24 protein-coding genes are annotated in these 26,878 nt (G+C 42.0%); 16 read left to right on the top strand and 8 right to left on the bottom strand.

Annotated elements, in window-relative coordinates:
- Positions 1-125 precede the first annotated feature (125 nt).
- Positions 126-746 (bottom strand): Maf family protein, encoded by a 621-nt coding sequence (locus tag B9N78_RS01740; protein ID WP_085097432.1) that lies wholly within the window; start codon positions 744-746, stop codon positions 126-128.
- A 242-nt stretch (positions 747-988) separates the two neighbouring features.
- Here B9N78_RS01740 and B9N78_RS01745 point away from each other — a divergent pair, with 242 nt between their 5' ends.
- From B9N78_RS01745 to B9N78_RS01765, 5 genes are all read left to right on the top strand, one after another.
- Complete coding sequence (locus B9N78_RS01745) at positions 989-1,945, top strand: MBL fold metallo-hydrolase (RefSeq protein ID WP_085097435.1); 957 nt, start codon at positions 989-991, stop codon at positions 1,943-1,945.
- A gap of 183 nt (positions 1,946-2,128) precedes the next feature.
- Positions 2,129-2,854, top strand: a complete 726-nt coding sequence (locus tag B9N78_RS01750) for an OmpA/MotB family protein (protein WP_085097438.1) — start codon at positions 2,129-2,131, stop codon at positions 2,852-2,854.
- A gap of 13 nt (positions 2,855-2,867) precedes the next feature.
- Positions 2,868-3,731, top strand: a complete 864-nt coding sequence (locus B9N78_RS01755; RefSeq protein ID WP_085097441.1) for a motility protein A — start codon at positions 2,868-2,870, stop codon at positions 3,729-3,731.
- Positions 3,732-3,951: 220 nt separating this feature from the next.
- Positions 3,952-4,902: a glucokinase gene (locus B9N78_RS01760; protein WP_085097444.1), complete on the top strand. Its 951-nt coding sequence runs from the start codon at positions 3,952-3,954 to the stop codon at positions 4,900-4,902.
- A 27-nt stretch (positions 4,903-4,929) separates the two neighbouring features.
- Entirely contained in the window at positions 4,930-6,375 is a 1,446-nt protein-coding gene (locus B9N78_RS01765; protein ID WP_085097448.1) for a dihydrolipoyl dehydrogenase family protein, read from the top strand.
- Between the two features lie 2 nt (positions 6,376-6,377).
- Here the strand turns inward: B9N78_RS01765 and B9N78_RS01770 are convergent, their stop codons facing one another.
- On the bottom strand, positions 6,378-8,318 hold the full coding sequence (locus tag B9N78_RS01770) for a S9 family peptidase (RefSeq protein WP_085099228.1): 1,941 nt from the start codon (positions 8,316-8,318) through the stop codon (positions 6,378-6,380).
- Positions 8,319-8,337: 19 nt separating this feature from the next.
- The gene (locus B9N78_RS01775) at positions 8,338-9,339 is read right to left on the bottom strand and encodes a GGDEF domain-containing protein (RefSeq protein WP_170921357.1); all 1,002 of its coding nucleotides are present in this window, start codon (positions 9,337-9,339) and stop codon (positions 8,338-8,340) included.
- Positions 9,340-9,717: 378 nt separating this feature from the next.
- Here B9N78_RS01775 and gpt point away from each other — a divergent pair, with 378 nt between their 5' ends.
- The 8 genes from gpt (at position 9,718) to B9N78_RS18270 (ending at position 17,843) form a co-directional block, all read left to right on the top strand.
- A complete protein-coding gene (gene gpt / locus B9N78_RS01780; RefSeq protein ID WP_085097454.1) occupies positions 9,718-10,203 on the top strand; it encodes a xanthine phosphoribosyltransferase in 486 nt (161 codons plus the stop codon).
- Positions 10,204-10,458: 255 nt separating this feature from the next.
- A complete protein-coding gene (locus B9N78_RS01785) occupies positions 10,459-11,532 on the top strand; it encodes a BMP family ABC transporter substrate-binding protein (protein ID WP_085097457.1) in 1,074 nt (357 codons plus the stop codon).
- An 8-nt stretch (positions 11,533-11,540) separates the two neighbouring features.
- On the top strand, positions 11,541-12,599 hold the full coding sequence (locus B9N78_RS01790) for an ABC transporter permease (RefSeq protein WP_085097460.1): 1,059 nt from the start codon (positions 11,541-11,543) through the stop codon (positions 12,597-12,599).
- Between the two features lie 45 nt (positions 12,600-12,644).
- Positions 12,645-13,565 (top strand): ABC transporter permease, encoded by a 921-nt coding sequence (locus B9N78_RS01795; RefSeq protein WP_085097463.1) that lies wholly within the window; start codon positions 12,645-12,647, stop codon positions 13,563-13,565.
- A gap of 11 nt (positions 13,566-13,576) precedes the next feature.
- Positions 13,577-15,115: an ABC transporter ATP-binding protein gene (locus B9N78_RS01800; protein ID WP_085097466.1), complete on the top strand. Its 1,539-nt coding sequence runs from the start codon at positions 13,577-13,579 to the stop codon at positions 15,113-15,115.
- A gap of 493 nt (positions 15,116-15,608) precedes the next feature.
- Complete coding sequence (locus B9N78_RS01805) at positions 15,609-16,109, top strand: cytochrome c3 family protein (protein WP_085097469.1); 501 nt, start codon at positions 15,609-15,611, stop codon at positions 16,107-16,109.
- Between the two features lie 163 nt (positions 16,110-16,272).
- Positions 16,273-16,860, top strand: a complete 588-nt coding sequence (locus tag B9N78_RS01810) for a TetR/AcrR family transcriptional regulator (RefSeq protein ID WP_170921358.1) — start codon at positions 16,273-16,275, stop codon at positions 16,858-16,860.
- Between the two features lie 11 nt (positions 16,861-16,871).
- On the top strand, positions 16,872-17,843 hold the full coding sequence (locus B9N78_RS18270; protein ID WP_245805434.1) for a DUF2867 domain-containing protein: 972 nt from the start codon (positions 16,872-16,874) through the stop codon (positions 17,841-17,843).
- A gap of 23 nt (positions 17,844-17,866) precedes the next feature.
- Here B9N78_RS18270 and B9N78_RS01825 read toward each other — a convergent pair whose 3' ends face one another.
- The 5 genes from B9N78_RS01825 to B9N78_RS01845 form a co-directional block, all read right to left on the bottom strand.
- Positions 17,867-18,652, bottom strand: coding sequence for an amidohydrolase family protein (locus tag B9N78_RS01825; protein WP_085097475.1), 786 nt, complete (start codon positions 18,650-18,652; stop codon positions 17,867-17,869).
- 134 nt (positions 18,653-18,786) lie between these two features.
- On the bottom strand, positions 18,787-19,203 hold the full coding sequence (locus B9N78_RS01830; protein ID WP_085097479.1) for an acyl-CoA thioesterase: 417 nt from the start codon (positions 19,201-19,203) through the stop codon (positions 18,787-18,789).
- 8 nt (positions 19,204-19,211) lie between these two features.
- The gene (locus B9N78_RS01835; RefSeq protein ID WP_085097483.1) at positions 19,212-20,393 is read right to left on the bottom strand and encodes a cofactor-independent phosphoglycerate mutase; all 1,182 of its coding nucleotides are present in this window, start codon (positions 20,391-20,393) and stop codon (positions 19,212-19,214) included.
- A 17-nt stretch (positions 20,394-20,410) separates the two neighbouring features.
- The gene (locus B9N78_RS01840) at positions 20,411-21,694 is read right to left on the bottom strand and encodes a homoserine dehydrogenase (protein ID WP_085097486.1); all 1,284 of its coding nucleotides are present in this window, start codon (positions 21,692-21,694) and stop codon (positions 20,411-20,413) included.
- 88 nt (positions 21,695-21,782) lie between these two features.
- Positions 21,783-22,961, bottom strand: coding sequence for an aminotransferase class I/II-fold pyridoxal phosphate-dependent enzyme (locus tag B9N78_RS01845; protein ID WP_085097489.1), 1,179 nt, complete (start codon positions 22,959-22,961; stop codon positions 21,783-21,785).
- Between the two features lie 366 nt (positions 22,962-23,327).
- Between B9N78_RS01845 and B9N78_RS01850 the strand changes: the two genes are divergently transcribed.
- From B9N78_RS01850 to dnaX, 3 genes are all read left to right on the top strand, one after another.
- Entirely contained in the window at positions 23,328-23,636 is a 309-nt protein-coding gene (locus tag B9N78_RS01850) for an isoamylase early set domain-containing protein (RefSeq protein WP_085099234.1), read from the top strand.
- Positions 23,637-23,844: 208 nt separating this feature from the next.
- Entirely contained in the window at positions 23,845-24,768 is a 924-nt protein-coding gene (locus tag B9N78_RS01855; protein ID WP_085097492.1) for a branched-chain amino acid transaminase, read from the top strand.
- 84 nt (positions 24,769-24,852) lie between these two features.
- Positions 24,853-26,835, top strand: coding sequence for a DNA polymerase III subunit gamma/tau (dnaX, locus tag B9N78_RS01860; protein ID WP_085099237.1), 1,983 nt, complete (start codon positions 24,853-24,855; stop codon positions 26,833-26,835).
- Positions 26,836-26,878: the final 43 nt, after the last annotated feature.

Genomic DNA, 26,878 nt, shown 5'->3' on the forward strand with positions numbered 1-26,878 from the left:
TAAACTGTTTGAAAGTGCCCCTCCCAAGAACCTGTAATTGGTGCTTAGGGCGGAAAGGAAAATCATATGAACTTTTGTTGTTCGGCAGACGACTTAACAAGTCTGATAAGTGCAGTTTTTGAATTTTAACTACGTGATAGGTCTTGCCCGCCCATCGGCACTACAACTCCCATCTTAATCAGCACTTCTATTACCCTCGCCAAAGGCAGACCGACAACATTGGTATATGACCCGCATATTCCTTTAACTAAAAAAGCTCCTTGTCCTTGAATCGCGTAGGACCCGGCTTTATCATCCGGTTCCCCGGTTGCTACATATGCTTTTATTGCCGCTTCATCGCAATTTATAAACTCAACCTCAGTTGTAACCGCAAAGCTTATTTCTTTGCCGTTTTCTGATACGATAGCACAGCCTGTAATCACTTTATGTGATCTTCCGCATAGGCTTTTTAGTGTTTCAAAGGCATCTGTATTACTATGTGGTTTGCCTAAAATATCCATATCCCGTGCGACAATAGTATCAGCTCCAATCACTATTGCCTGTGGTGTTAAGGACGCAACGTTTCTTGCTTTCATTAACGCCATTTCAATCGCGTAATCTTCCGGCAATTGTCCTTTGCGGGCAGGAGGTTCCTCACAGGTCGCAGGCTTAGTCTCAAATTGAAGTCCGACTGAGGATAGAAGCTCTTTTCGTCTGGGTGAACCTGAACCTAGTACTAGATATTTTAATGTGTTATATATTTTCATGAATTGTATTTTTATACTCGGATATTTTAAAAAATAATATTAAAAACAGAAACAAATCTGTTAGTGAATAACAGATATCTGTCAAGTGGATGTTTTTTTAGTTGGATAATAACAAAAATATTAATTGAAATAACACAACACGATATAATTAAAAAATGAAGTAAGTTTTGTCAGCCAAGTATGTTGCTCTTTTTAAAGTCTGAAGGTAATGGATTAAGGAATATTAGATTAGGAGTCGTTGAATGAAAGTATGCATCTGGGGAGCGAGAGGGTCTTTGCCTGCAACGTATAACGCAGAGAGAGCCAGGGCAAAAGTTAAAGCAGCTTTGGAAATTGCGGTAGCACGCGGTATTGATTCTACTACGGATTTAGATTCATTTATCGATAACGAGCTTCCTTTCGCTGTTCGCGGTTCTTACGGTACAAATACTCCATGTATTCAAATCGGTACAACAGGTGATGACTACCTGATATGTGATTGCGGTACCGGGCTTCGTGATTTGGGAAATGCTATCATGGCTGAGAGATTCGGAAAACCGGGTGCGCATTTTCATTTTCTTATTTCACATCTCCATTGGGATCACTTGCAAGGATTTCCTTTTTTCATCCCGGCCTATTTGAAGGGGAATAAAATCTCTTTTTATGGCGGGCATCCTGATATTGAAAAAGTGTTCCGCACGCAGCAGAGTGAACCTTTTTTTCCTGTAAAATTCGATGACCTTTCAGCGGAATTTAATTTTACACGTCTTTCAAGCGGGCAGGAATTTGAAATTGCAGGAATAAAAATTAAAGTTAAAGCACAGTATCATCCTGGCGGGTCATTCGGTTATCGTTTTGAGCAGGATGGGAAAATAGCCGTATATTCCACAGATTGTGAGCACAAAAGTGCGACAGCTTTATCAGATGAAAAATTTGTTGAATTTTTTAAAAATGCAGACCTGTTGATTATGGATGCTCAGTACTCTTTTGCTGAGGCTAATTCAATTAAAGAAGACTGGGGACATTCAAACAATATTATAGCTGTTGAGATGTCAGGGTTTGCCGGAGTTAAGACTTTATGCCTGTTTCATCAGGAGCCGGTTCTTGATGATTTTGAATTGGAAAAATTCCTCGAAGATACAAGAACATATGCTGAACTGGTTGAGCGGAAACCTGATAAGATCATAATGGCTCAAGATGGTCTTTGCATTGAGCTTTAAATTTTATGATAAGTTCATAACTGTTCCTTTTTTGACACTTCTTGCCCTTACAATTTTCAAATCCAATTTTAATAGATCTTAATCTCCTGCAAACACAACGTTAATAGGTTTGGCATAAGCTTTGCTGTATGGTTGATGTAACGATCGGGGTTGTCCCGTATCTTTCGATCATGGAGCAATGAAATGAGAAACGACGAATTCAAATATGATTTAGATTTAGGGGACTACGGATCTCATGATTCTGAGTCATCTGATATGAACAGTTGGTCTGTTGCGTGGTCTGATCTGATGATGGTAATGTTTGTTCTTTTCGTAGTGCTCTTTATTTATAGTCAATCCAAAGAGAATATTAAAGTTATCTTCAGCGGAAATGCCAAATCGCAAGTTGCTCTGAGTCCCGTGGACGGATTGATTGATATGCTTTCAGTTCATCGCGACGCAATGAGCGGAAACTCCAGAGTTGTTTTAACACCTCAAGATGAACTTTATCGCAGTGATGACGGCGCAATAAGTATGGATAATGAAGATAATGGTCAGATAAAAATCGTTATGCGCGGGGATGCCTTCTTTGCTGCCGGTAAAAGCGGTTTTGAACCGAAGACTCTACAATATCTTGCTGAAGTCGCTGAAGTTTTGAAAACTAATAATCACGCCATACATATTATCGGTCATACCGACCAGAGCGATGCCTCTAAATCCGGAAAGGAATCCGCTTTTGCCCTTTCTGCCGATCGAGCTGCTCAGGTTGCACAATATTTTATCAGTGAGAAGTCTATCGATCCCGCTCGCATTCTTGTCAGCGGACGCGGTGGAACAGTACCTGAACTTCCTGATTCCATGCAAAAGGTATCAGGGAACAATCGCCGTGTTGAAATCGTTGTCATCAACACTGATCTTAATGGAGAGTAAGGGAGGTAATGTCATGAACAGAAGGAATCTTGTGGGTGTTTTGTTAGCCGGATTAATTTTTTTAGCAAGCTTCTGGTTTAGTGGAGGGTTAGCTCTTTACTGGAATGCAGCCGCTTTTGCTATTGTCATTTCCGGTTTAGCTGTAGCTGTTATGCTCAGTTATCCTGTTGAACAGTTACTTGAAGCTTTCAGGGTTGTTCGTTCCACTTACTCAAACAGGCTTACTACTCATGAAGAGATTGTCGATACTCTGCTTGATCTGAGCGTCCGTTCACGCATGGACGGCATGCTTTCGCTCGAAAAAGCCGGCGAGCAGACAACCATGTCTTTTTTGAAAAACGGACTCATGCTTTTAGTTGATAATTTTGACGAAGCAGAAATTAAAGATTGCCTCAGGACTGAAATGTCATTTTTTAATATGCGCAGAAATGAATCGGAACGTGTGTTTCAATCTATGGCACGTTTTGCTCCTGCATTCGGAGTTGCAGGGTCTGTAATAGGTTTGATAGGGCTTTTAATGGGGATTGATAATCCGGCTGTTATTCTAAAACATATTCCGGTAGCATTTATTTCAACTCTTTACGGAGTAGTACTCAGTAATATGATTTTTGCTCCTATGGCAGAAACAGTTCGGTGCAGAACTAGAAATGAGTTGATTAATCAGAAAATGATTATGGACGGGATTATTGCCATCAAGAATGAGCAGAATCCTTATAAACTTGAAAGAAAGCTGGTTGCGTTCCTTTGTCCTGATGATAGAGAAGGAAAGACCGAAGCCCTTAGAAATATAACCAGAAAGTACATTAAGATGCGCAAGGATGAGAAGGATGGTAAAAAGAAAATTCTCCATGAAATTCCTTTAGTAAAAGCTTCCTGATTACATTATATTTTATTGAATAATTTAAGCCCGGATTGTAACTCACATTGAGTATATGATTCGGGCTTTTTAATGCCCGAATTTTGACACATTTTGTTTAGAATCTTAAAAAAGCTATTATCTTGATTTACTTTTTTCAATTGAGTGTATTAGAGTCAGGTATTGGGTTTACATATAATGATGTTTTTACAGGCTCAAATTTATAAGAGGGTGCTTCAAAATGAGTTTAATTCTTGCTGTTGATATAGGTGGAACAAATAGTCGCTTTGCTGCTTTTCAGGTTCGGCCTGACGGAAGTCTTGTTATGAAAGAGAAAGTATGGATCCCAAGTAATTCTGCGGATAGTTTTGACCATCTTCTCGAATTATTACAGGAAAGTGACTTCCCATATTCTCCGCAGGATTTTGATGTTGCGGTTATGGCTCTGGCAGGGCCGATTGTCGGAGGAGTTTATTGTAAACCTACCAATTTGAAGTGGGCGGTTGATATTACGAAAGGAGCCAGCGTTTACGGATTTAAAAAAGCATCTCTCATTAATGATTTTGTAGCTCAGGCATATGCCTGTAGAACCCCTGTGGTTGCAGACTGCGCCGTTTTGCAACAGGGCACCGTATCCCCGCATGGAACTATAGGGGTAATCGGCGCGGGAACAGGGTTTGGACATTGCGCGTTGGTTCCGGTTCCATCTGTTGGTTTTGTTCCTGTTCCTTCGGAAGCTGGGCATATTACATTTCCTTTTGAAAATTCAGAAGAATTGGAATTTTGCGCTTTTGTTAAAGAACGCATTGGAATTTCGTATTGCTATGGCGATGAAATTATGACGGGTAGGGGACTGAATATTCTGCATTTATACTTAACTGGTGAGGATATAGCACCTCGCGAAGTTGCAAAAAGTATGGCTTCGGGCGGACTCACGCTTGAGTGGTATAGAAAATTTACCGCGAGATGTTGCAGGAATTACGCTTTAAGTATTCTTGCCACGGGCGGATTGTATATTTCCGGAGGAATTGTGGCTAAAAATCCTTTTATTGTTGAACATCCTGATTTTATGAATGAATTCAGAGATTCCAGTTCAATGAAAGAGCTCCTTAGCCGTATTCCTGTATTTTTGAACGACAATCAAGATAGCGGGCTGTATGGCGCGGCCTTGCTCGGTGCGCTTGCCATGTAATGGTAACGATTAACAGGATGGTTTGATATGCCGATTTACGATTACGATTTAGGTATAATCGGCGGTGGAGCTGCCGGCCTGACTGTTGCCGCCGGAGCTGGGCAGCTCGGAGTAAAAGTTTTACTTATTGAAAAAGAAAACCGTCTAGGCGGTGACTGCCTTCATTACGGATGTGTACCGAGTAAAACTTTGATTCGAACTGCCAGAGTGCGTCATTTAATGGGTAAAGCTCAAAATTTTGGACTGCCACCAGTGAAACTTCTTCCTGTCGACTATTCCAAAGTTGCGGAGCGCATTTCATCGGTTATATCTGAAATTCAAAAACATGATTCAGTCGAACGTTTTAATTCTCTTGGAGTAGAGGTTAAATTCGGTTCTCCATCGTTTATAGATAATCATTCCGTATTGATGGATTGCAAAGCTGTTTCCGCCCGCTCATGGGTGATTGCTACTGGTTCGTCACCTTCAGTACCACCTATTCCAGGTTTGAAAGATGTCCCTTATCTAACTAATATGGATATTTTTTCATTACAGAATCTTCCTTCTTCTCTTTTAATATTGGGAGGCGGACCCATTGCAATAGAGATGGCGCAAGCCTTTCAAAGGTTAGGATGCGAAGTTACTGTTATTCAGCGCGGTGATCATATTTTGAGCAGGGAAGATCCTGATATGGCTCAATATGTGATGGATGGTATGATTCAGGATGGCGTAAAATTTATATTAGGTGCGAAGGTGGAACAGGTTCGCGAAAGGGCCGGCGGGATCGAAGTAATTTTAGAAAGCGATCAGAAAGGGGCATCCAGTCGAAATATTGTTAGCGGGCAGAAGCTTCTTGTTGCGTTAGGGCGTAAAGCAAATCTTACTACTCTGAATCTTGATAAGATCGGTATAATTCATAACTCTAATGGTATTGATGTTGATTCCAGAATGCGGACCTCGGTTAAAAATATTTATGCGGCCGGTGATGCTACCGGAAAGTACCGTTTTACACATGCCGCTGGTTACGAGGGCGGGATAATTGTTACCAACGCGGTGCTGCATCTGCCGCGTAAAGCAAATTATAAATGGCTTCCGTGGTGTACTTATTCCGATCCTGAACTTGCGAGTGTTGGGCTTAACGAATCCAGAGCTAAGAGGCTTGGAATTAAATACAGCACAGTTGTGGAAGACTTTTCAGGAAACGATAGAGCCTTGGCTGAGGGAGAAGGGCGCGGGCGGATCAAATTACTTCTTGATCACAAAGGTAAGCCGCTTGGTGTTCAAATTGCCGCAGTACATGGAGGAGAACTGCTTGGAGAATGGGTGGCGGCAGTTAATGGCAGTGTCGGACTGGCAACGCTCGCCGGCGCAATTCATCCATATCCGACACTGATAGAAATAAATAAGAAAGTTGCTGGTAAACTCCTAGGCGAAAAAATATTTTCCGACAGAGTCAGGAAAATTCTTAAGATGTTTTTTTCATATAGGGGGTAAGTTTACTGCAATAAATGTTTATCCAGAAACTTTTCCATTGCTTCATAGAATTCAAATCTGTTTTCCTGATTCATAAAACCGTGCCCTTCATTATCTTTTACCATGTATTCCACGGCAACTCCGCGCTTCTTAAGGGCATCAACTATCTGGTCTGATTCAGCTTTTTTTACGCGAGGATCATTTGCGCCCTGTGCTACAAAAAGCGGCGCGGTTATTTGGTCAACATGGAAAACAGGAGAAACTTTTGTAAGCAGTTTTTTGTCGCGTATCGGATCACCTACCATTGTATAGAAGCGGTCTCTTTCAGCTTCCCAGTATGGTGGCAGTGAGTTCAGTAAAGTAAAAAGATTGGACGGTCCGACATAATCAATGCCGCACGAATACAAATCCGGAGTAAAAGTCAGTCCTGCAAGTGTTGCGTATCCTCCGTAAGATGCTCCGTATATGGCTATCTTTTTCGGGTCAGCAATGCCTTGATTCACAGCCCATTTTACAGCGTCAGTTAAATCGTCCTGCATTGCAAGTCCCCATTGTTTGAATCCTTTTTCCCAGAATTCTTTTCCGTATCCTGTTGAACCGCGATAATTAACTTGCAGAACTGCAATTCCTCTATTGTTTAAAAATTGTGTTTCAGGATTAAATCCCCAATAGTTTCTGGACCACGGACCCCCGTGCGGATTAAGTACCAAAGGAAGATTCACAGGAGATATTCCGACAGGCAAACTGAGATATCCGTGAATTGTTAGTCCATCGCGCGCGGTAAATGTAATCGGTTTTGTTTCGGCCATTTGGGATTCATTAATCCACGGGCTGACATCTGCTACTTTCTCGAGCTTTTTATTGGGAACATCATATATATATCCCGCTCCAAGGCTTCGGTCAGAATATGTTCTGATGATCATTTTCGTTTCATCTTTACTTATTCCGGTAACCACTACCGAATATCCGGGTAGTTTGGATTCTAGATCGTTTTGAATTTCTTCTCTCTGGTCATCAAAAAACACATAATGCGGTTTATCAGAGTAGTATCCTGCGCCTGTGATAATTTTGCGTTTTTTGGATCTGATAAGAGTTTCGGCGTCCACATCCGGGTGTTCGAAAACTAGTTGTTCAAGGTTGTCGCTTTCAGGATTGTAAAGATAAACTGCGGCCTTGTCGCGGCCGATATTTGTGGTGACATAAATTTTATTATTATCGAAATCAAAAAAAAGTGGAGAAAAAGTTGTGCGGAAGTCTAGAGTCTTGAGCGGGGTAAATTTATCTTGAATATTTTTCCGGTAGAGAATTATGTTTTTACCGCTTTGGCTAGCTATGGCGATCCTTAGATTTCCTGCGTTATCTGTCATCCAGCCTGTAATATTCCCGGGGTTTTCAGCTACAAGTTCAAGTTCTCCGGTAATGACGTTAAGTTTGAATACATCAAAAAAACGAGGGTCCCGTTTGTTCATGGTAATCAAAACATGTTCGTTATCATTTTCAAGATCGTCAATCAGATCTGTTCTGGTGTTTTCAAAAGGAGTTAAATCGACAGAACCGCTTCCATCCACAGGAGCTGAATAGGTGTGAAAATTTTCATCTCCTCCGAGGTCCTGACCATATATGATGTGTTCATTTCCAATCCAGTAATATCCGGATATATCGCGAGCAGTGCTCGCGGTTATGCGGGTTTCTTTGCCTGACGACAGGTCCTTGACGAAAATATTCATGCGCTCTTTCCATGGAGATTTCCACGCAACTTTACTTCCGTCCGGCGAAATGCTGAACGCACTGGCAGCAGGATTTTTAAAGAAATCTCGCAGTGGAATAAGTTCTGTTTTATCGACTCGTCCACCGCTGACTTCACCTTTAGAGCGGACTTCAACTTGTGTTTTAGCACATGCTGCTAAAGATATAAGCAGGGTCGTGACAACAATGAAAGTGTATAATGATTTGTATTTGGTCATGAAAAAATATCTCGAAGGGTTAGTCCGCTGAATTTTTGTAAACAGCAACCTCTCCGGCTCCTTGTTTTTTAGACAAATTTAAAGCAGTTGCTACCTTTTTCATCAGTATTTCAGATGAATCACCTTTGACGCATGTTGCAATTCCTGTATTTATTTTAAGCGGAATAGTGCTGGTTGTCTTATCATTTTTAACCAGTTGGTTAATTTTTGAAGCAAGGTTTTCAGCGTTTTCTACCGTAGTGTGGGGCGCAAGTATTACAAATTTATCGCCGCCTACGCGGAAAAAACTGTCAGGTCTTCTTAAATTTTTGCGTACCATTCTCGAAAATCTGGCTAGAATTTTATCACCTGTTTGTTGCCCGAACTTTTGATTGATTCCTTTGAAGTCGTGAATATCCATTTTGATGAGTGTTAGTTCGGAACTGTATCTGGTTGCTGTTGCAATTTCTCTGTCAGCTTCCTCGTAGAATTTTTTTCTGCCCGGCAGATTGGTAAGCGTATCTCTTTCAGATAACTTCTTGATGATGTTTTTGGATTCTTGATGTTCCAATTCCTGCCGTATTAATCTTTTTCTCATATAAGAATCAGCCATGAAATATTGAAGAATAATAAGAACGTAGACTAGAACTGTCAGGCAGTATTCAATCTTTATTTTATTGCGAAGAGATGAATTGAATGTTTTATCAATTGTAATCAGTGTGCTGCTTACAGTTTCATCTAAAGCGTTAACTATTTCAGAAATATCTTGTGTTGTATCAGTATCCTGCGACTCTGAGGTTTGCAGTAATTTTTCGGCTAAGCTGGTAAGGTTTGCATCATTGCCATTAATAACTTGGTAAAATGAATTGTCTTTTTTTATGTTTTTAAGTTTTGTAATAAGGTTTGATAAGCGTTGTGTTTCGTAAGAAGTTTGTTTTGAACTTTGTTTGCTTACTATTCTAAGCGCGTCCGCACGGATGTCTTCCAAGCATTGATTAATGTCGCTTAAACGTTGCTTCTCGATTACAATAGTATGAAACATAAATACCGCAGAAACCGCAAGTATAAAAAGAATGGGGAGAATTATGAGCCGGTGTAAACCTATATTGAGGTTGTTTTTCATTTTTTAGTATTACCTTGTTGTAGCTTTTCAGGATGATCTATTTAACAGTCATCGTCTCTTTTAACCTTGCATCGGTATTATGTAAAATTAAAATGATTTTTTTTGGCCCGATAGCAGTTTTTAAATTATAGTAGATTAGTTGCAGGATTTATATAATAAATTAAAACGTATTTTTTTATGTTGCCCTGAGTCATTCCATGAGCTAGGAAAGCCGCGAGGCAGATGTAAAAGCTATTGAGCCTACTGAAAGGTATTAATTCAAGTATTTATTTATCGTAAATTAAAGGGTGAACTGCCATGGCAGACAATTATAAAAAAACATTTCTGATTTCATGGGACAAGTTGCAAAGAGATTCCAGAGAATTGTCGAGACGGCTCCTTAAGCTTGGACCATTCAAAGGTATTTTAGCTATTACTCGTGGCGGACTTGTTCCGGCTGCAATTTTAGCCCGCGAAATGGATATAAGACATATCGACACGATCTGTATTTCCACTTATGATTGGAAAATTCAGGAAAAGAAAACCACTATTCTTAAAAGTTTTGAAGGGGACGGCGAAGGCTGGCTTCTGGTCGATGACCTTGTCGATACCGGAAAGACGGCTAAAATTGTTCGGGAAATGGTGCCTAAAGCTCATTTTGCCACTCTTTATGCAAAACCTGAAGGACGCTCTCTTGTTGATACATTCATAACTGAAGTCAGTCAGGATACATGGATCTTGTTTCCCTGGGATAGTGAAACTCAGTTTGTTCCGCCTATTGTTAAGAGTGAAAAGGGCGAATAATTTTATTAAGATTTGTTTTTAATAAGTCTTAATTATATTTAAAGGTCGTAACAAGCCTATTAAATAATACTTATCAGCTTCCGGGCATGAAATGCTTAGAAGTCGTTATGTATTTCTTTTTTGTTTGTTTTGGCTTTTTGTTTTTATTGTGTGTCACTATGGTGCATAAATGTTTTTTTGTTGTTGGAGGGATGGAGCCGTTAAAAACTGGCTTTCAGGATCAAAAATGGTATTGTCTTTTTTAAGGAGTAGAGAATGCGTAAATTAATGATCATGGTCATTGTTGCAGCAATGTCTGTAATGATGGCAACTGTTGCTTTTGCTGATGCCAAGAAAAAAGTTAAAGTCGGTTTTGTTTACATTTCACCTGTTGCTGATGCTGGCTATTCATACGCTCAGGATCAGGGACGTCTTGCTATTGATAAACTTCCTTATGTTGAAACATCCTTTGTTGAGTCCGTACCTGAAGGAACAGACTCTGAACGTGTAGTTCTTAACTTTGCCCGTAAAGGTTATGATGTTATTTTCGGAACAAGTTTCGGTTACATGGACCCTATGGTCAAAGTTTCCAAAAAGTTCCCTAAAGTAGCATTTATGCATTGTTCAGGATTCAAGACTACTCCGAATATGAGTAACTACTTCGGCCGCATGTATCAGGCTCGTTATCTGACAGGTATTGTTGCCGCTATGATGACCAAAAGCAACATCATCGGTTACGTTGCAGCTTTCCCGATTCCAGAAGTTATCCGCGGAATTAACGCATTCACTCTCGGTGCGCGGTCTGTGAATCCTGAAGCTACTGTTCGTGTCGTCTGGACTAAAACATGGTATGATCCTGCTCTTGAAAAAGATGCGGCTATCAGTCTTCTTGATATGGGAGCTGATATTATTACTCAGCATCAGGATTCCCCCGGACCTCAGGAAGCTGCACAGGAACGCGGAAAATACTCCATCGGTTACAACTCCGATATGAGTAAGCTTGCTCCTAAATCTCACCTTACTGCCGCAATCTGGAACTGGACACCACTCTTCACACAGGTTGTTGAACAGGTCCGTGACGGAAAGTGGAAAGGTGGTGAATCGATGTGGTGGGGCATGGATAAAGGCGTAGTAGACATCGCTCCTTTTTCTTCTCTTGTTCCGAAAAATGTTCAGGACAAAGTTAACGCTGTTAAAGCTGAGATTGTTGCCGATAAACTAATTGTTTTTGCAGGTCCTATTAAAGATCAGTCCGGTAAAGTGGTTGTTCCTGCAGGCCAGACCATTGACGATTCTAAGCTTCTCGGCATGACCTGGTTTGTCGAAGGCGTAGTCGGAAACACAGAGTAATATAATTTATGTTGGGTTATCGGTTACAAAAGCGCGATGAACCCTGGAACTGGGGCGCCCCGTTTATTGTCGTGGGCGCTCTGGTTCTTTCTCTCGGGGTAAGTGCACTCCTGCTGGAATTGCAGGGTAAATCAGCTGTGGAAGGACTTCTAGTGCTCTGGCAGGGGTCTTTTGGTGCGTCTTGGGCTTTGGAAGATGCCCTTTTAAAATCTATTCCGATTTTTCTTTGCGCACTTGGCGTTGCCACTGCGTTCAGAATGCAGGTCTGGAATATCGGAGCAGAAGGTCAATTCGCTTTGGGGGCCATCGGTGCAACATGGGCGGCCCTGACTTTTCCTGATCTCCCCGGTTACCTGCTCATGCCTTTAATGTTCATCATGGCTGCCGTTTGCGGTGGCTTATGGGCCTTTATCCCAGCGATTTTGCGCCTCAGATTAAAGGTTAATGAAATTATTTCAACACTGATGCTTAACTATATCGCCATACTTCTTTTGGAATATCTTGTCTTCGGAGTATGGAAAGATCCTAAAAGTTTCGGTTTTCCTATTACCCCTGAATTTACTTCAAACGCTGTTATCGGACAGATCGGAGACACCCGCCTGCATTGGGGATTCGTCGTGTGTGTTGTTTCCGGTATCGGTATGTGGGCTTTCATGCGTTTTACCCGCTTAGGCTTTGAAATAAAGATCGCAGGGGAAGGTGAGCGTGTTTCAATGTATTCACGTCTTCCGTACGGTAAACTTACCATTCTTGCTATGGCTGTTTCCGGCGGACTTGCCGGATGGGCCGGATGTATTGAAACCTCCGCTGTAGTCAACAGGCTTCAGCCAAGTATCATGGTCGGGTACGGTTATACTGCAATTGTTGTTGCGTGGCTTGCCAGACTGGAGCCTCTCTATATTGCTGTTTCTGCATATCTTCTTGCTGCGCTAAGAGTCGGAGTAGAAAATTTGCAGCTTGAACTTCAGGTTCCTGCCGCGTTCGGTTCGATTATGGAAGGACTCATTCTCATGTCTGTGCTCGCAGGGCAAATGCTGGTTACATATAAGATAACACGCAAGAAATAGATGGCTGAGCATTAACTCAGTTTGAAATCTAATCAGGTGATATAAATGCTGGAAAGTTTTATTGTTCCGCTGCTGGCTGCGACTGTTCAGTCCGGTACTCCTATTTTGTACGCAACTCTGGGTGAGATTCTTACCGAGAAAGGCGGCGTGCTTAATCTCGGGGTTGAAGGGATGATGAGTATGGCTGCGTTTGTTGCATTTGTTGCCAGCTATGCAACCGGAAATCCGTGGATTGGATTTATATGCGGCGGGCTTGCCGGAACCATAATGGCTATGCTGCATGGTTTTGTTTGTATCACCTGTCTTGGTAATCAAGTTGTATCCGGTCTTGCTTTAACCATACTCGGCACAGGACTATGCCATTTTCTCGGAACACCTTATATAGGGATGTCCGGAGCAGGGTTCGATAAATTTACTATTCCGCTTCTTTCTTCGATTCCGTATATCGGTGATATATTTTTTAAGCAGGATGCTCTGGTATATGTCTCTTATTTAATTCCATTTTTATTTATGTTTTTCATTAATAGAACAAGTCTTGGACTGGCTATAACCGCTGTCGGAGAAAACCCTGCTGCGGCGGCTGCGGCCGGACTTAAGGCCCTGAAACTGCGCTGGACCGCACTTCTCGGCGGTGGCTTCTTAATAGGTCTAGGCGGGGCGTATCTTTCACTCGCATACACGCATCTCTGGGCCAACGGTCTTTCCGGTGGTCGCGGCTGGATTGCTGTTGCATTGGTTATTTTTGCATTCTGGAGACCCGGCAGAGCCGTTTTCGGAGCATATCTTTTCGGCGGCGTTATGGCTTTTCAGCTTAGACTCCAAGCCGTCGGTACAAATATTCCTTCTTCCCTCCTGTTGATGCTTCCGTACGCGCTGACCATTTTAGTGTTGATTTTTTCCGCTCTCCGAGGACACGGAGGGAATGCTCCGGCCCATCTCGGAGTCAATATTGAACCTGAAGGATAGGTATAATCGACATGAACGGACAAGATTTAACCCGTCCTGAATCGCAGAAAGCAACAGGTTTTGCCGGAGCTCCTCCGTTAATCTCTTTGAAAGGGATAACTAAGCGATTCGGCAAAGTTGTAGCAAATAATAATATTTCTCTTGATCTGTATCCGGGTCGTATCAAGGCTTTGCTTGGTGAAAACGGAGCCGGAAAAAGTACTTTGATGAGCATGCTTGCCGGACGCTTTAAGCCTGACGAAGGGTATATTGAAGTGGACGGCGTACGAGCTGATTTTAACTCATCCAAAGATGCGATTAAAGCCGGAATAGGTATGGTTTATCAGCATTTTATGCTGGTAGAGACCATGACTGTTGCGGAAAATGTTCTGCTTGGTCAGGAAGGTTCTTTTTTTATTAATCGCCGTGAAATGAATGAGAGGGTTCGTAAACTGGCTTCAGATTATGAACTTGAAATTGATCCTGCTGCACGGATTTCTGATCTTTCTATGGGGGAGAAGCAGCGTGTTGAAATTTTAAAGCTGCTTTATCGTGAAAGTCGCGTTCTTATTTTTGATGAACCGACTGCGGTACTTACTCCTCGTGAAGCATTTCGTCTTTTTGAAGCCTTATGGGCTATGACCAGACTTGGTAAGTCCGTTGTCTTTATCAGTCACAAGCTTGAAGAAGTTCTGGCAATTGCTGATGAAGTAGCTATTTTACGCCGCGGTAAAATAGACGCGGAAGTTCCCAGAGATAAAATTTTATCTAAAGCTGATCTTGCCTGCCGGATGGTAGGTAAAGAAGTTTTGCTTGAAGTCGACAAAGAAGAAGTAGAGATCGGTGAAAGGGTTCTTGAAGTTAAGAACATGACCGGTATGGGACTTCGGGGCATTAATCTTGATGTACATAAGGGTGAGATTGTCGCTATCGTAGGTGTTGCGGGTAACGGCCAGCAGGAGCTTGTAGAAGGGGTCAGCGGACTTCGCAAGCCTCCAGAAGATACAATTTTTATAATGAATAAGCCGTGGCGTAAATTTTTTGCTGAAATGACTTGGAATCATTCCATGTCTTATATTCCTGAAGACAGGCTTGACCTGGCAACAGCCAGAAATCTTGATCTGGTTGATAATTTACTTCTTACAACTCGTCAGGGGTTCACTACAGGTTCTATTCTTAAGCGCGATAAAGCAGCCTCAATCGCAGCTGAACTGGTAAAAGAATATGATGTGCGGCCCGGAAGACTTCAGGCTCTGGCTTGGCAGCTTTCCGGCGGTAATTTGCAAAAAATGGTCTTGGCCCGTGAGCTTTACAGGCAGCCTCATCTTATTGTCGCAGAACAGCCTACTCAGGGGCTTGATATTTCTGCTACCGAGGAAGTTTGGAATAAACTTTTGGAAGCGCGTAAGATGGCTGGAATACTGCTTGTAACAGGAGATCTCGGCGAAGCTGTTCAGTTGGCGGATCGTATCGTCGTAATGTATTGCGGGCAGATTATGGATGAATTTCATGTATCTGATACGGATAAGCTTGATAACATCGGCTTGTTGATGGCGGGTGTCAGAGAATAAAATTGTAACACGAATGATATCCAAGCCTCTTTTTACAATGTAAAAAGAGGCTTTTTGTTTTGTATTAACTACAAATATGTATTTATATTCTTTAAAATAGTTTTGTGTTGGATAATTTCACTGATTTATTTTTTAAAAAATATTTTAGCAAAAAAAATATTAACAAAAAACATTAAAAAAATATAATTAAATGTTATTAACTAATTATTATACATAACATTTAATGTATAATTCAAAATTATGCGACGTTACTATATAACATTTTAGTACTGATAACATAATTATTATGTTTTTTTTATTCACGATGTTTGTTTTGCTTTTAAACTTGTTCATTCATTGCCTCTTAAAATATGTGAATTTTTTCTCAAATGTTTTTGTGCAGTCAGTATTCTTGTCGTGTTGCGGCGTTGCATAAGGACTTAATTTTCTTATTCTAATTGAAATAATAATTCATTTTGAGTAGAAAGTTACGACTTTCTTGAGGAGGAATAGTATGAAGAGTAATTTTTTTTATGTGGGAGTGGCAGCTGTTTTTGCCATTCTGGTTGTTATTTATGCTACAACTACAAGCCATCTTAGTGAGGAGATCGCCAGCATTTCTACCGATAAAGTTGTTGTCACTAACCCTACATTGACTGTCAGCTTTCCGATTAATTTTCAGTTCAAACGTCCTGCAGAATTGAACAAGACCCGTTTTTCACAGGTTAAATTTTCTCACTTTGCACATCAGGATGTTGCCTGCGTAAAGTGCCATCACACTTGGGACGGCAGAAGTCCTATACAGAGCTGTGCAACTGAAGGTTGCCATAGTGAGCTGAGAGCCAAAGGTGAAACAGAATCTTATTTCAGAGCGTTCCATACTTTGCATAGCGATCGCAGTTGCCGTGGTTGCCATTCAACTATGAATAAGGCCGGTAAAAAAGAATTGAAACTTGCTCCATGTGCTAACAACGCCTGCCACGTAGTTGAGCCAAGGACTAAAGCTAAAAAGTAAGTTCCGGTAGATTTGGTTTTGTGAATGTGATTTTGAAAAGAAAATGCCTGTCGGTTATTCCGGCAGGCATTTTCTTTATTAGTGGTAAGCTATTTTAAGTTTGACTTTATTTATATATTTACAATACCATACCGTATGGTACTGTAAAGCAAGAGGTGCAAAATTGATCTTATCAGAAGTTGAAGGGAAGAAAAAAGTGCGGCGTAGCGCAGTTGATTTGCTTGATGCAGGGCTCCATTTACTAGCAAAACATAGCATTCAGCAACTTACTATTGATGCCTTATGCAAGCAATTGTGCGTAACGAAGGGATCGTTTTATCATCATTTTAATGGTCGCGAAGATTATCTTGAACGCATGCTTGAACATTGGGTGACCAAATGGACAATCAAAAGCATGAATTCTGCTTCTTTAGCTGGGAAAAGTGCTGCGCAGCGTTTTGATGTAATTGTAGAGAAGTCGAATGATCTGCCTCATGGTCCTGAAACAAGTATTCGGGCGTGGGCACTGACCGATCCATTGGCGCAGCTTTACCTTGAAAAAGTTGACTCGATTCGAATGAAATATTTGTTTGAAATATTTAATGAGTTGTCTGGTGACCCCGATCGCGCATTGCTTTTGTCACGAATCAGCTATTCACTTTTTGTAGGGACGAGAATGGTTGCTCCGGCAATTACAGGTGATGAACGTGATGCAGTAATTGAATTAATGAAAAACGAGGTGTACGGCATTGGTAACGTTAAAAATGATTAAACGAGGATATTATGAAATCTGAAATATCTTGGCCTGAAGTAATCGCTCTATTCAATAAGGTTCAATATGCTTCAGTTGCGACGGTTGATGCTGACGGTTATCCAAGAATTACTCCTATCGGATCAATCCTTTTCAGCGGAGAAGGACGTGGATATTACTTTGAAAAATTTCCTAAAAGTATGCGGTCAAATTTGGATCGTGATCCGCGGATGACTATTATGGCAGTGGCTCCCCGTTTTGGTTTCTGGTTTGGTGCTTTGTGGCATGGAAAATTTCAAAGTCAGCCTGCTATTCGCCTTGTGTGTGAGGCCGGGGGTAGGCGTAAGGCTACATTTGAAGAGGTGGAAGCTTGGCTGTCCAAAGTTAGCATGTTCCGCCATTTAAAAGGACATAGTCTGCTGTGGAAAGATATGAGCATGGTGCGTGAATTCAAAGTGATTCGTGTTGAACCTGTTGAGTTAGGAAAGATGAACGCAAATCGCAGTCCTATGGATAATTTGTACGCTGTAGCTGTCTTGCATGAACTTATTAATGGTGCTGACTATGTTGATTCAAAGTCATTTGTCAGTAAATGCACCATGAATGAATTCTTGGTGCGAATGTTAACATACCAACCTGCATGGTTAGGTGTGCTTTATAAGGTAAGGGGAGTGTTCGCAAAAATAATGGGGCTTCAGCATGACGTAACTAGCAATAAAAATGTTAAAATAGAGAATTTTGATTTTGAGGCCGGAGGCAAAGTCGATTTCTTTACCTCCGTAGATTATAAATCGGAGCAATATTGGATAGGTACGGCAAGTGATAAGCATTTAAGCGGGTATATTGGCGTTGTTTCAGAGCCTCTTGAGTCTGGTGAAACTAGGTACCATATGTTTACAATTGTTAATTTCTGCAACTGGATGGGGCCGTTGTATTTCAATCTAATTCGTCCATTCCATCATCTTATTATGCATTGCATGGGCAAATATGCAGCAAAAACTTGAGAGTGTGTTCAACACTTTTCCTATCAGTTTAACAAATTATCAGCCGAGCTTAAGTGAACTTCAAGCTCACTGTCTGTCAGTTTAAGTTTGCGCTGAAGTTCTTTTATGGATTCACCCGGGTCATAAAGCGGGTAGTCGCTACCGAAAAGTATTTTTTCGCGCGGGTGTTTCTTCATAATTTCATCAAGCAGGTTTCTGTCCATGAACGGGAGTGCGCTTGAGGTGTCCATGTATACGTTGCTTCCTGCTAAGTATTCCACCACCCATTTCCAATGATATAATCCACCCATGTGGGCTGCTATGGCAGTGAGTTTAGGGAAATTCTGCAGAATTTTCTTAAGTTTAATCGGGCATGACGGATTTTGCTCCGGTGGAAGTTTATCGCCGATGTGGAACATCGCAATAAATCTGCCTTCGAACATTTCAAGTATTTCATAGAATTTGGGGTCATCCATAAAAAAAGATTGAAAATCAGGATGGAATTTCAGTCCTTTTATGCCGTTCCGTTCAAGACGTGCAAATTCTTTTTCAGGGTCTTCATAGCCGGGGTGCATAGTGCCGAATGCAATAATGCGCGGATCGCTGTTTTGCAGACTGATTGACCAATTGTTGGCCGGAATAACCTGCGCAGGGTCTGTTGCAGCGGTATGAACTATAACTTTATCCAGTCCTGCTTTATCGGCCCGTGCGAGCAGATCTTCAATTAGACCTGTGCCTGTAGGCTTTATTCCATAATGGCTGTTTAGTTGTGATAGAACTTTTTCAGATATTTTAGGATGAAAAGCATGAGTGTGAACATCGTAATACATTTCTAGAATCTTCTTATTGTTATATCTATAACAGTATTATTTAAGTTTTTTTGAAAAATTATTCATAGCATGTTTAAGAATCTTACCATGCTGAATAAGTGCTTTCGTCAAAGACTTTATTATTTTTGATTTTTTTAGAAAATCTCTCTAAGCCATTCCGGAATTTTAACTGGGCGGCCTTCAGTATTTACACAGGCATGAACAGTGAACCCGCTGGCAATATGAACGGTACGATCTGCTTTGTAAATATCATAAATGAACTTGATAGAGGCTTTTTTCCATTCGCTGATCCCGACGTGAATATTGAGCATGTCGTCATAACGGGCAGGGGCGCGATATCTGCACGAGGCTTCACGTACAGGCAGGAAAATTCCTTTTTCTTCAACTACCGAATAACTCATTCCCCGTTCACGAATATAATGGCTTCGTGATCTTTCGAAAAAGTGGAGATATTCAGCGTAATAAACGACTCCCATTGCATCTGTTTCGCCGTAAGAAACACTGTGATTAAGCCATGCGTCAGGAGTTGGAAAATCTTTATTTATGATCATTGTAATAATTAATTGGTAAGGTTAAGTACCCATTGCATCAGTTCATGTCCTTTATCCAGCATCAAACCTGTCGCTTTAGCATTCTTTTCAGAAAATAATTTTACGCCTGATGCTTCGCATTTGTCACTTACTAAAATGAATGGAACCGGCTCAGCGTCATGAGTCTTTATTTCAATTGGCGTAAAATGGTCGCATGTTACTAAGTAGGATGCAGTGCCTATAGGATATTTCTTAAGTATCGGTCCGACAATTTGAGCATCAAACCTTTCTATTGAAGTAATTTTGTCTTTGATGGATCCCATATGTCCAGACTCATCAGCTCCTTCCAGATGGACAAATACGAAATCGCCATGCTCCAGAAACTTCAGTGCCGCTTCAACTTTTCCGGCGTAATTTGTGTCTACAAGTCCCGTAGCTCCTGCAACATCAATTACTTCCAGTCCGGAGGCTCTGCCCAGCCCTTTGATCAGGTCAACCGCAGAAACAACTGCTCCTTTCATAGAATACTTTTCGTGGAAGTCAGGCAGGAGAAGGGGATTACCTTGCCCCCACGGCCATATGCTGACAGCTTTAGTCCCGTTGTCTTTAAGTACTTCGGCTGCTCTGCGCAAAAGTTTGTTCATCAAAGGGCTTTTGCCGAATTCTTCAATGTCCAGGGCAATTGATTGATCCGTTATGTCATGCGGCGGTCTTATTGAAAGCTTGTTTTCTAATTTTTTGCCGCCGCCTTTGTGTACAAGCAGATGTCTGTACTGAATACCGGGGTAGAAAGTAAATTCATCATCTCCAAGTTCTTTCTGAAGCAATTCAACCAAAGGTACGGATTTATCAGTAGAAATATGTCCTGATGAATAATCATACATGATTCCGTCACTTGATAACTCAGAAAGATTAACCAGATTCATGCGCCATACTAAATCATCCGGGTCAAGTTTCAGCCCTTGAGCCGCCGCTTCAATCGGGCCTCTTCCGGTATGATATTTGGATGGATCAAACCCCAGCAGAGACATGTTTGCAACATCTGATCCCGGAGGCATACTTGGTGGAACAGTCCTGCAACATCCTACAATTCCTTTGTTTGCAAGCATATCCATATTCGGAGTATGTGCAGCTTCCAGAGTTGTTTTGTTACCGAGTTCTTTGAGAGGCCATCCGCCCATGCCGTCAGCAATCAGAAAAACAAGTTTCATTTTATCCACCATTAACTTTAAAGAATTCTCATACTTACTGTTTCTCTGGTAATGAAAGACATGCTATCAATTTCTCTCAACGCTGCATTTACGTCTTTTGTGCTGGCTTTGTGAGTAGTGAAAACTATTGGGACATTCGTTTCAGAAGCTGCGCCTTTCTGCACTGCCTGAGCAATTGAAATATTATGTTCAGCTAGAATCTTAGAGAGTGAAGCCATTACTCCGGCTTTGTCCGCAACAGTGAATCTGAAATAGTATTCAGATGTTGCCAGTTCAGGGTCCAGAATATCTGCTTTCGTAATCGGAGTGTTATTAAATCCGGTATTGTCAGGAGTTCTGGAACCGGCCAGAGCCATAATGTCCGCCATGACAGCACTTCCGGTTGGAAGAGAGCCAGCTCCCTGTCCGTGAAAAAATGATGGTCCTACTGCGTTACCTTCAACTCTTACAGCGTTATAGTTTCCGCCGACCCGTGCAAGCAGCAGAGTATATTTTACCAGTGCGGGGAATACTCCGGCTTCAAGTTTACCGCCCACATCGCGAACCTGTCCGATTAATTTGATTCGATAACCTAAGTCTCTGGCAAAAAGAATGTCCTGCCCTTCGACGCGGCTGATTCCTTCTACCGGAAGCTTTGAAAGAGGGTAGTCTTTCCCATACGCAAGGCGGATGAGTACGACCATTTTGTGAGCCGTGTCTATACCTTCAATGTCAAAAGTAGGATCAGCTTCAGCGTATCCCAGTTCTTTCGCCTGTGATAAGGCTGTTTCGAATTCAAGGCCGTTGGTGCTCATTTCTGAAAGAATGTAGTTTGCAGTTCCGTTCAGAATTCCGACTATTGATTTTATGCGGTTGGCGGCAAGGCTTTCTTTTATAGCCTGAACAATTGGAATTCCTCCGGCAACACTTGCTTCATAATAGAGTCCGACACCGTTTTCTTTTGCAATCTCAAATAATTCGATTCCGCGTTCAGCTAAGAGGTGTTTGTTTGCAGTTACAACATGCTTGCCTGATTCAAGTGCTTTTTTGACAATGTCAAAAGCCGCAGTCGTTCCGCCCATCAGCTCTACAACTATGTCTACATCAGGGCATGAAGTGAATTCTTCAATATTATCTGTAAGTGTTACTCCGGGTCCGGGGAGATAGTCTCTGCGTTTTTTAATATCGCGAACTAAAACGGATACTATTTGAAACTTTTTTCCACAGCGCGCGAGAATAACATCACCGTTTTCTTCGATAATACGGGCAAGACCTGTTCCGACGGTGCCGAAACCGGCGATGGCTAATTTGACTGTTTGCATTACTACCCCTTCAAAAGTTCACTGGAATTAAAACAATATTTCCGGCTATTCATTAAAATAACCGGAAATATTTTGAATAATTATTTAGTTAGGAAGAACAGCCGAACAAATCTTTCATGCCGCGAATAGCCTGATTAATTCTCTGTCTGTTTTCTACTAAGGCCATACGCACATGATCATCACCATAACTTCCGAAACCAAGGCCGGGAGCCACAGCAACTTTACATTCACGCAGAAGTAGTTTTGAAAATTCAACTGAGCCTAAATGTCTGAACTGTTCAGGAATTTTAGCCCAAATGAACTGTGTAGCTTTCGGGGGAGTCACGTCCCAGCCGATGCGCTGCATACCTTCACAAAGAGCATCGCGGCGATCTTGATAGATATCCATCATTTCACGAACGCATTCCTGCGGTCCGCTGAGCGCGGCGCATGCTGCAATTTGAATAGGCTGGAAAAGACCGTAATCCAGATAACTTTTTATGCGTGTTAAAGCCTGTACCATTTCTCTGTTACCGCAGCAGAATCCTACGCGCCAACCTGGCATTGAGTAGCTTTTAGATAATGAGAAAAATTCAACGCCGATATCTTTTGCTCCGCGTGCCTGTAGAAAGCTTGGAGCTTTATATCCGTCAAAAGTAAAGTCCGCATATGCCAAGTCATGTATAACCAGCAGATCATTTTCTTTTGCAAAATCAACGATCTTTTCAAAGAAAGGAATTTCTGCCGTTATACCTGTAGGGTTGTGCGGGAAATTGATGATCAATACTTTAGGTTTAGGCCAAGTCTGACGCATTGCCAGTTCAAGGTCTTCAAAGAAGTCCCTGTCATGAGCCATAGGCACTGTTCTTACATCCGCACCTGCAATAATACTGGCGTAAGGATGAATCGGGTATGACGGGTCCGGGGCGAAAACGACATCACCAGGGGAAAGCATGACCAGTGCTAAATGCGCCAGCCCTTCTTTGGCGCCCATGGTAACTACGATTTCCTGATCGACATCAAGATCAACATCGTATCTTCTTTTGTACCACTTGCCCATTTCATTGCGAAGACCCTTAATTCCCTTTGACGCGCTATATCTATGGTTGACAGGCTTCTGCGCCGCCTCAACCAATTTGTCGACAATATGCTGGGGAGTAGGAAGGTCCGGGTTACCCATACCCAGATCAATAATATCTTCGCCTTGGTGGCGGAGTTGCATCTTCAGTTCGTTCACTTTGGCAAATACGTAAGGGGGCAGCCTGTGAACTCTTGGAAATTTATCCATGGTCATTACTCCTAAAAATGATATATAAAACCCGAAAAGTATTTGTAACCGTGCCACTTACTGCTGTCAAAGCTAATATGTGCCGGTTTTTATTGGAATGATAACATACTAAATGTTGATTTTATCAAAAAATCAAGAGCATATTTTTCGTAAAAAGTAAAAGTGGACGAATATTTGTGTGTTAATCTCTATTATTGCTGAACTTTTGACTGTTGGAAAATGTGATATTTACATGAATTTTATTTTATGAGTGTTGACATAGAAAAAAAATCAGGATTAATTAAACTATAATTATTATTAAGTTTAAAAATGATTTTTAACACTATTAACTTTAACTGGCGTCTGGGTAAATCCAGGGAGGTTTCTGTGGCTATCTCAAAAAAGTTCTTGAAAAGTAAGCCTGTATGCAAGGTCCGCTTTGAAGTTCCTAAAACTCAGATTGAAAACGGTGAGACTATATATCTGGTCGGTGATTTCAACGATTGGGATATAAGCTCAATACCGATGAAGAAACTTAAGAGCGGGAATTATGCTGTTACCGTCGATTTGGAAGTAGGGCGTGATTATAAATTCCGTTACTTAGCGGGAGAGAACATCTGGTTTAATGATTCAGAAGCAGATGGTTTTGAATCCACCCCTTACGGTGATGGTGAAAATTCAATACTAAGTGTTTAAACTTTATTTCCAGATTTTCTTTTAAGGGGGGAAATGCAATTAAGTTATATGTTCGCATAATCAACTAATTGATTTATCCTCCTTGACCTTGGACCCTCTTTTTTTTAGCTTCATTCTTCCCGCTACTCCTAAAGTGATTAATTATTTCTTCCAGGGAGTTAAGGTTTATAGTCGGGAAGCATAATGAAGAAAAAAAAGAGGGGGATATATGGTACAGAAAGCTGAGAAAATCTGGTTTGATGGTAAACTTGTCAACTGGGATGATGCCCAGGTACATGTGCTGACTCATACTTTGCATTACGGTGCAGGCGTTTTTGAAGGCATCAGGGCATATTGTTGCGTTGATGGAAAATCCGCAGTATTCAGATTAAAAGATCATGTCGTAAGACTTTTTGACTCTGCTAAAATTATCGGTATTAAAATCCCTTTTACCATAGATGAAATTGTTGACGCCATTATTGAGACTTTGAAAGTAAACGGCCTTAAGGAAGGATACATCCGTCCTTTGGTCTTTATCGGAGATGGCGTCATGGGAGTACATCCCGGTTCGAATCCTATTAGAGTTGCTATTGCAACTTGGCCGTGGGGTGCTTATCTAGGGGAAGAAGCTCTTGAAAAGGGAATCAGGGTAAAAACATCTTCATTTAATAGACACCATGTAAATGCAATGATGACCAAGGCGAAAGCCTGCGGTAACTACGTGAATTCTATTTTAGCCAAGGTAGAAGCTGTCACTGACGGGTATGATGAAGCTCTTATGCTTGATACTCAGGGCTTTGTTTCCGAAGCTACAGGTGAAAATATTTTTATTGTTAAAGATAATATTATTAAAACAACACCGCTCACATCTGTTCTCCCCGGCATAACCCGTGCAAGTCTGATGAAGGTTGCCCGCGATCTCGGTTATGAGGTAGTTGAACAGCTATTCACACGTGACGAGTTATATATTGCAGATGAAGCTTTCTTCTGCGGCACAGCTGCGGAAGTGACACCTATTCGTGAAGTGGATAATAGAATAATAGGCGAAGGCAAATGCGGCCTCGTGACTAAAAAGCTTCAAAAAGATTATTTTAATGTAGTCAAAGGTGGAAACGAAAAGTATTCCGGCTGGCTTGATTACTACGAGATTTAGGGTCTTTTTGATGTCCGGAGCTGTCGGTTCCAAGCTCCGGACATCTGATAATATATGGGGACCACATACGGACTTGCCTGCATAATGAGTACATCTAATCTGACAGCAAAATATCGCCCTCAAACCTTTGCGGAGGTTGCAGGGCAGCACGCAGTCAAAACTATTCTTTCCCGCGCTGCCGCGCAGGATAAGATTGCCCCTGCCTATCTTTTCAGCGGAACGCGCGGGGTCGGCAAGACTACTATTGCCAGAATTTTCGCCAAGGCACTTAACTGTGTCAACGGACCGACAGCAGAGCCTTGCAACGTATGCGAAAACTGCCGTCAGATCACCGCCGGCATAGGTGTTGATGTTGTTGAAATCGATGCTGCCTCCCATGGTAAAGTAGATGATGCCAGACGTCTTAAAGAAGATATCGGTTATGCTCCGATTGAGTTCCGGTATAAAGTTTTCATCATAGATGAAGCGCATATGCTGACAACTCAGGCATTCAATGCGCTTCTTAAAACTTTGGAAGAGCCTCCGGCTCACGCGACGTTTATCATGGCAACAACGGAGACTCATAAGTTTCCAGCAACCATCATAAGCCGCTGTCAGCATTATGCTTTTAAGATGCTTTCAAGCTCTGAGCTTACAGCGCATCTAGCAAAGATTTTACAGCAGGAAAAGATTGAATTTGAAAGCGGAGCGGTTGACCTCATAGCCAAAAGAGGGGCCGGCAGTGTCCGTGATTCCATGTCCCTGCTTGGGCAGGTACTAGCTCTCGGCAGTGAAAAACTGCTGGAATCGGATGTCCGTTCAATCCTTGGACTTGCCGGACGCGATGTCTTTTTCTCGCTTATGCAGGCTATTCATTCACATGACCTTGTTTCAGTCGGCGAAGTTGTTAAGCAGGTGCTTGATCGTGGACTGGATTTAGGCTTTTTCATCCGTGAGCTGGGTTCTTGCTGGCGAAATATGTTTTTGCTCGGGCAGTCCGGTGAAAGAGCTATTCCGCTGCTTGATCTTTCTTCTGAGGAAGCAAAAGAATTTATGTATTGGGCAACGACATTTGATCGTTCTTTTGTACATGCCTGCTGGCAGATGACCGTTGACGGTCAGCGTAAGGTTATGAACAGTTTAGAACCTGCAATGGCTCTTGAACTTTTATTGCTCAACATGGCGAGTTTGTCTGATCTTATTTCTGTTGAACGAGCTGGGGCTTTGTTTTCGGCAGCTCCAGTATCAAATCAACCTTCAAATCCGATACAAAGTCAGGCACCACAAGTTCCCAGTTCGGCTTCAACACCAGCAGCAGACACGGCTGTGCGCACCGGGTCCGGCTCGGGTGAAACACCTCCGTGGGAAAACTCTCCGCAGAATTCTTCGCAACAGCAGACGAAATCAGTTCCGCCCAGACAATCTCAGGGGTCTTTACAGGGTGGCCCGTCTGTCCATAATAATAATGGCATGCAGGGAAGAGCCGCGTCGCAAAGTAGCAATATTCCTGCTTCTGGTCGTCCTATGGGCCGCAGCGAGTCTGGAAGCCCTGCAGGACATAGCAGCTCAAGCGAAGCGGGATCGGAAGATTCATCTGTTCCTGACGATGTTCATCTCCAAAATACTAAGACTGATACTAACGATTTTTATGAATCCGAATATGAAGCTCAGCCAGAAGCAGTCTATGATCCTCATCTTGAGACAGAATCTGCATCTTTTTCTGCTGTAAACGGTCCGCGTGACTTTGAAGGATTTCTAAAGTACGTGAGCGAAAGCGGTGTAAACGGAACCGTTGCGGGGCTTTCTAATTGTAAAGGGAAGGTTGCTGACGGCAAGCTTGTGCTCACCTGTGCGAATCCGTTTCATCAGAGTCAAGTGGGCTCCCGTGAATGTAAGGCTGTTGTCGGTAAGCTGGCTGCTGAATATTATGGAGAGATTACGGAAGTTGAAATTGTAGTTAGCAGCAAGGGCGTTCGTAAAAGCAGACAGCAACTCCGCGCTGAAGTTGAAGAACATCCGGATGTTATACGTGTGGTGGATGCGTTTAGCGCATCAATTATTTCAGTTGAACCACGCAGGGATGTCTAAATCTCTGCGCAGTGTTTTAAATTAAATCTCATTTCATAAGGAG

The sequence above is a fragment of the Desulfovibrio gilichinskyi genome (assembly GCF_900177375.1).
GTDB lineage: Bacteria > Desulfobacterota > Desulfovibrionia > Desulfovibrionales > Desulfovibrionaceae > Maridesulfovibrio > Maridesulfovibrio gilichinskyi.

Bases quoted from the DNA above. Each gene is read 5' to 3' on its own strand.
- gpt (WP_085097454.1), top strand. From the start codon at position 9,718: ATGGCAGACAATTATAAAAAAACATTTCTGATTTCATGGGACAAGTTG.
- B9N78_RS01855 (WP_085097492.1), top strand. From the start codon at position 23,845: ATGGTACAGAAAGCTGAGAAAATCTGGTTTGATGGTAAACTTGTCAAC.
- dnaX (WP_085099237.1), top strand. From the start codon at position 24,853: ATGAGTACATCTAATCTGACAGCAAAATATCGCCCTCAAACCTTTGCG.
- B9N78_RS01745 (WP_085097435.1), top strand. From the start codon at position 989: ATGAAAGTATGCATCTGGGGAGCGAGAGGGTCTTTGCCTGCAACGTAT.
- B9N78_RS01755 (WP_085097441.1), top strand. From the start codon at position 2,868: ATGAACAGAAGGAATCTTGTGGGTGTTTTGTTAGCCGGATTAATTTTT.
- B9N78_RS18270 (WP_245805434.1), top strand. From the start codon at position 16,872: ATGAAATCTGAAATATCTTGGCCTGAAGTAATCGCTCTATTCAATAAG.
- B9N78_RS01765 (WP_085097448.1), top strand. From the start codon at position 4,930: ATGCCGATTTACGATTACGATTTAGGTATAATCGGCGGTGGAGCTGCC.
- B9N78_RS01750 (WP_085097438.1), top strand. From the start codon at position 2,129: ATGAGAAACGACGAATTCAAATATGATTTAGATTTAGGGGACTACGGA.
- B9N78_RS01770 (WP_085099228.1), bottom strand. From the start codon at position 8,318: ATGACCAAATACAAATCATTATACACTTTCATTGTTGTCACGACCCTG.
- B9N78_RS01740 (WP_085097432.1), bottom strand. From the start codon at position 746: ATGAAAATATATAACACATTAAAATATCTAGTACTAGGTTCAGGTTCA.
- B9N78_RS01830 (WP_085097479.1), bottom strand. From the start codon at position 19,203: ATGATCATAAATAAAGATTTTCCAACTCCTGACGCATGGCTTAATCAC.
- B9N78_RS01800 (WP_085097466.1), top strand. From the start codon at position 13,577: ATGAACGGACAAGATTTAACCCGTCCTGAATCGCAGAAAGCAACAGGT.
- B9N78_RS01795 (WP_085097463.1), top strand. From the start codon at position 12,645: ATGCTGGAAAGTTTTATTGTTCCGCTGCTGGCTGCGACTGTTCAGTCC.
- B9N78_RS01785 (WP_085097457.1), top strand. From the start codon at position 10,459: ATGCGTAAATTAATGATCATGGTCATTGTTGCAGCAATGTCTGTAATG.
- B9N78_RS01790 (WP_085097460.1), top strand. From the start codon at position 11,541: ATGTTGGGTTATCGGTTACAAAAGCGCGATGAACCCTGGAACTGGGGC.
- B9N78_RS01775 (WP_170921357.1), bottom strand. From the start codon at position 9,339: ATGTTTCATACTATTGTAATCGAGAAGCAACGTTTAAGCGACATTAAT.
- B9N78_RS01805 (WP_085097469.1), top strand. From the start codon at position 15,609: ATGAAGAGTAATTTTTTTTATGTGGGAGTGGCAGCTGTTTTTGCCATT.
- B9N78_RS01845 (WP_085097489.1), bottom strand. From the start codon at position 22,961: ATGGATAAATTTCCAAGAGTTCACAGGCTGCCCCCTTACGTATTTGCC.
- B9N78_RS01760 (WP_085097444.1), top strand. From the start codon at position 3,952: ATGAGTTTAATTCTTGCTGTTGATATAGGTGGAACAAATAGTCGCTTT.
- B9N78_RS01825 (WP_085097475.1), bottom strand. From the start codon at position 18,652: ATGTATTACGATGTTCACACTCATGCTTTTCATCCTAAAATATCTGAA.
- B9N78_RS01840 (WP_085097486.1), bottom strand. From the start codon at position 21,694: ATGCAAACAGTCAAATTAGCCATCGCCGGTTTCGGCACCGTCGGAACA.
- B9N78_RS01835 (WP_085097483.1), bottom strand. From the start codon at position 20,393: ATGAAACTTGTTTTTCTGATTGCTGACGGCATGGGCGGATGGCCTCTC.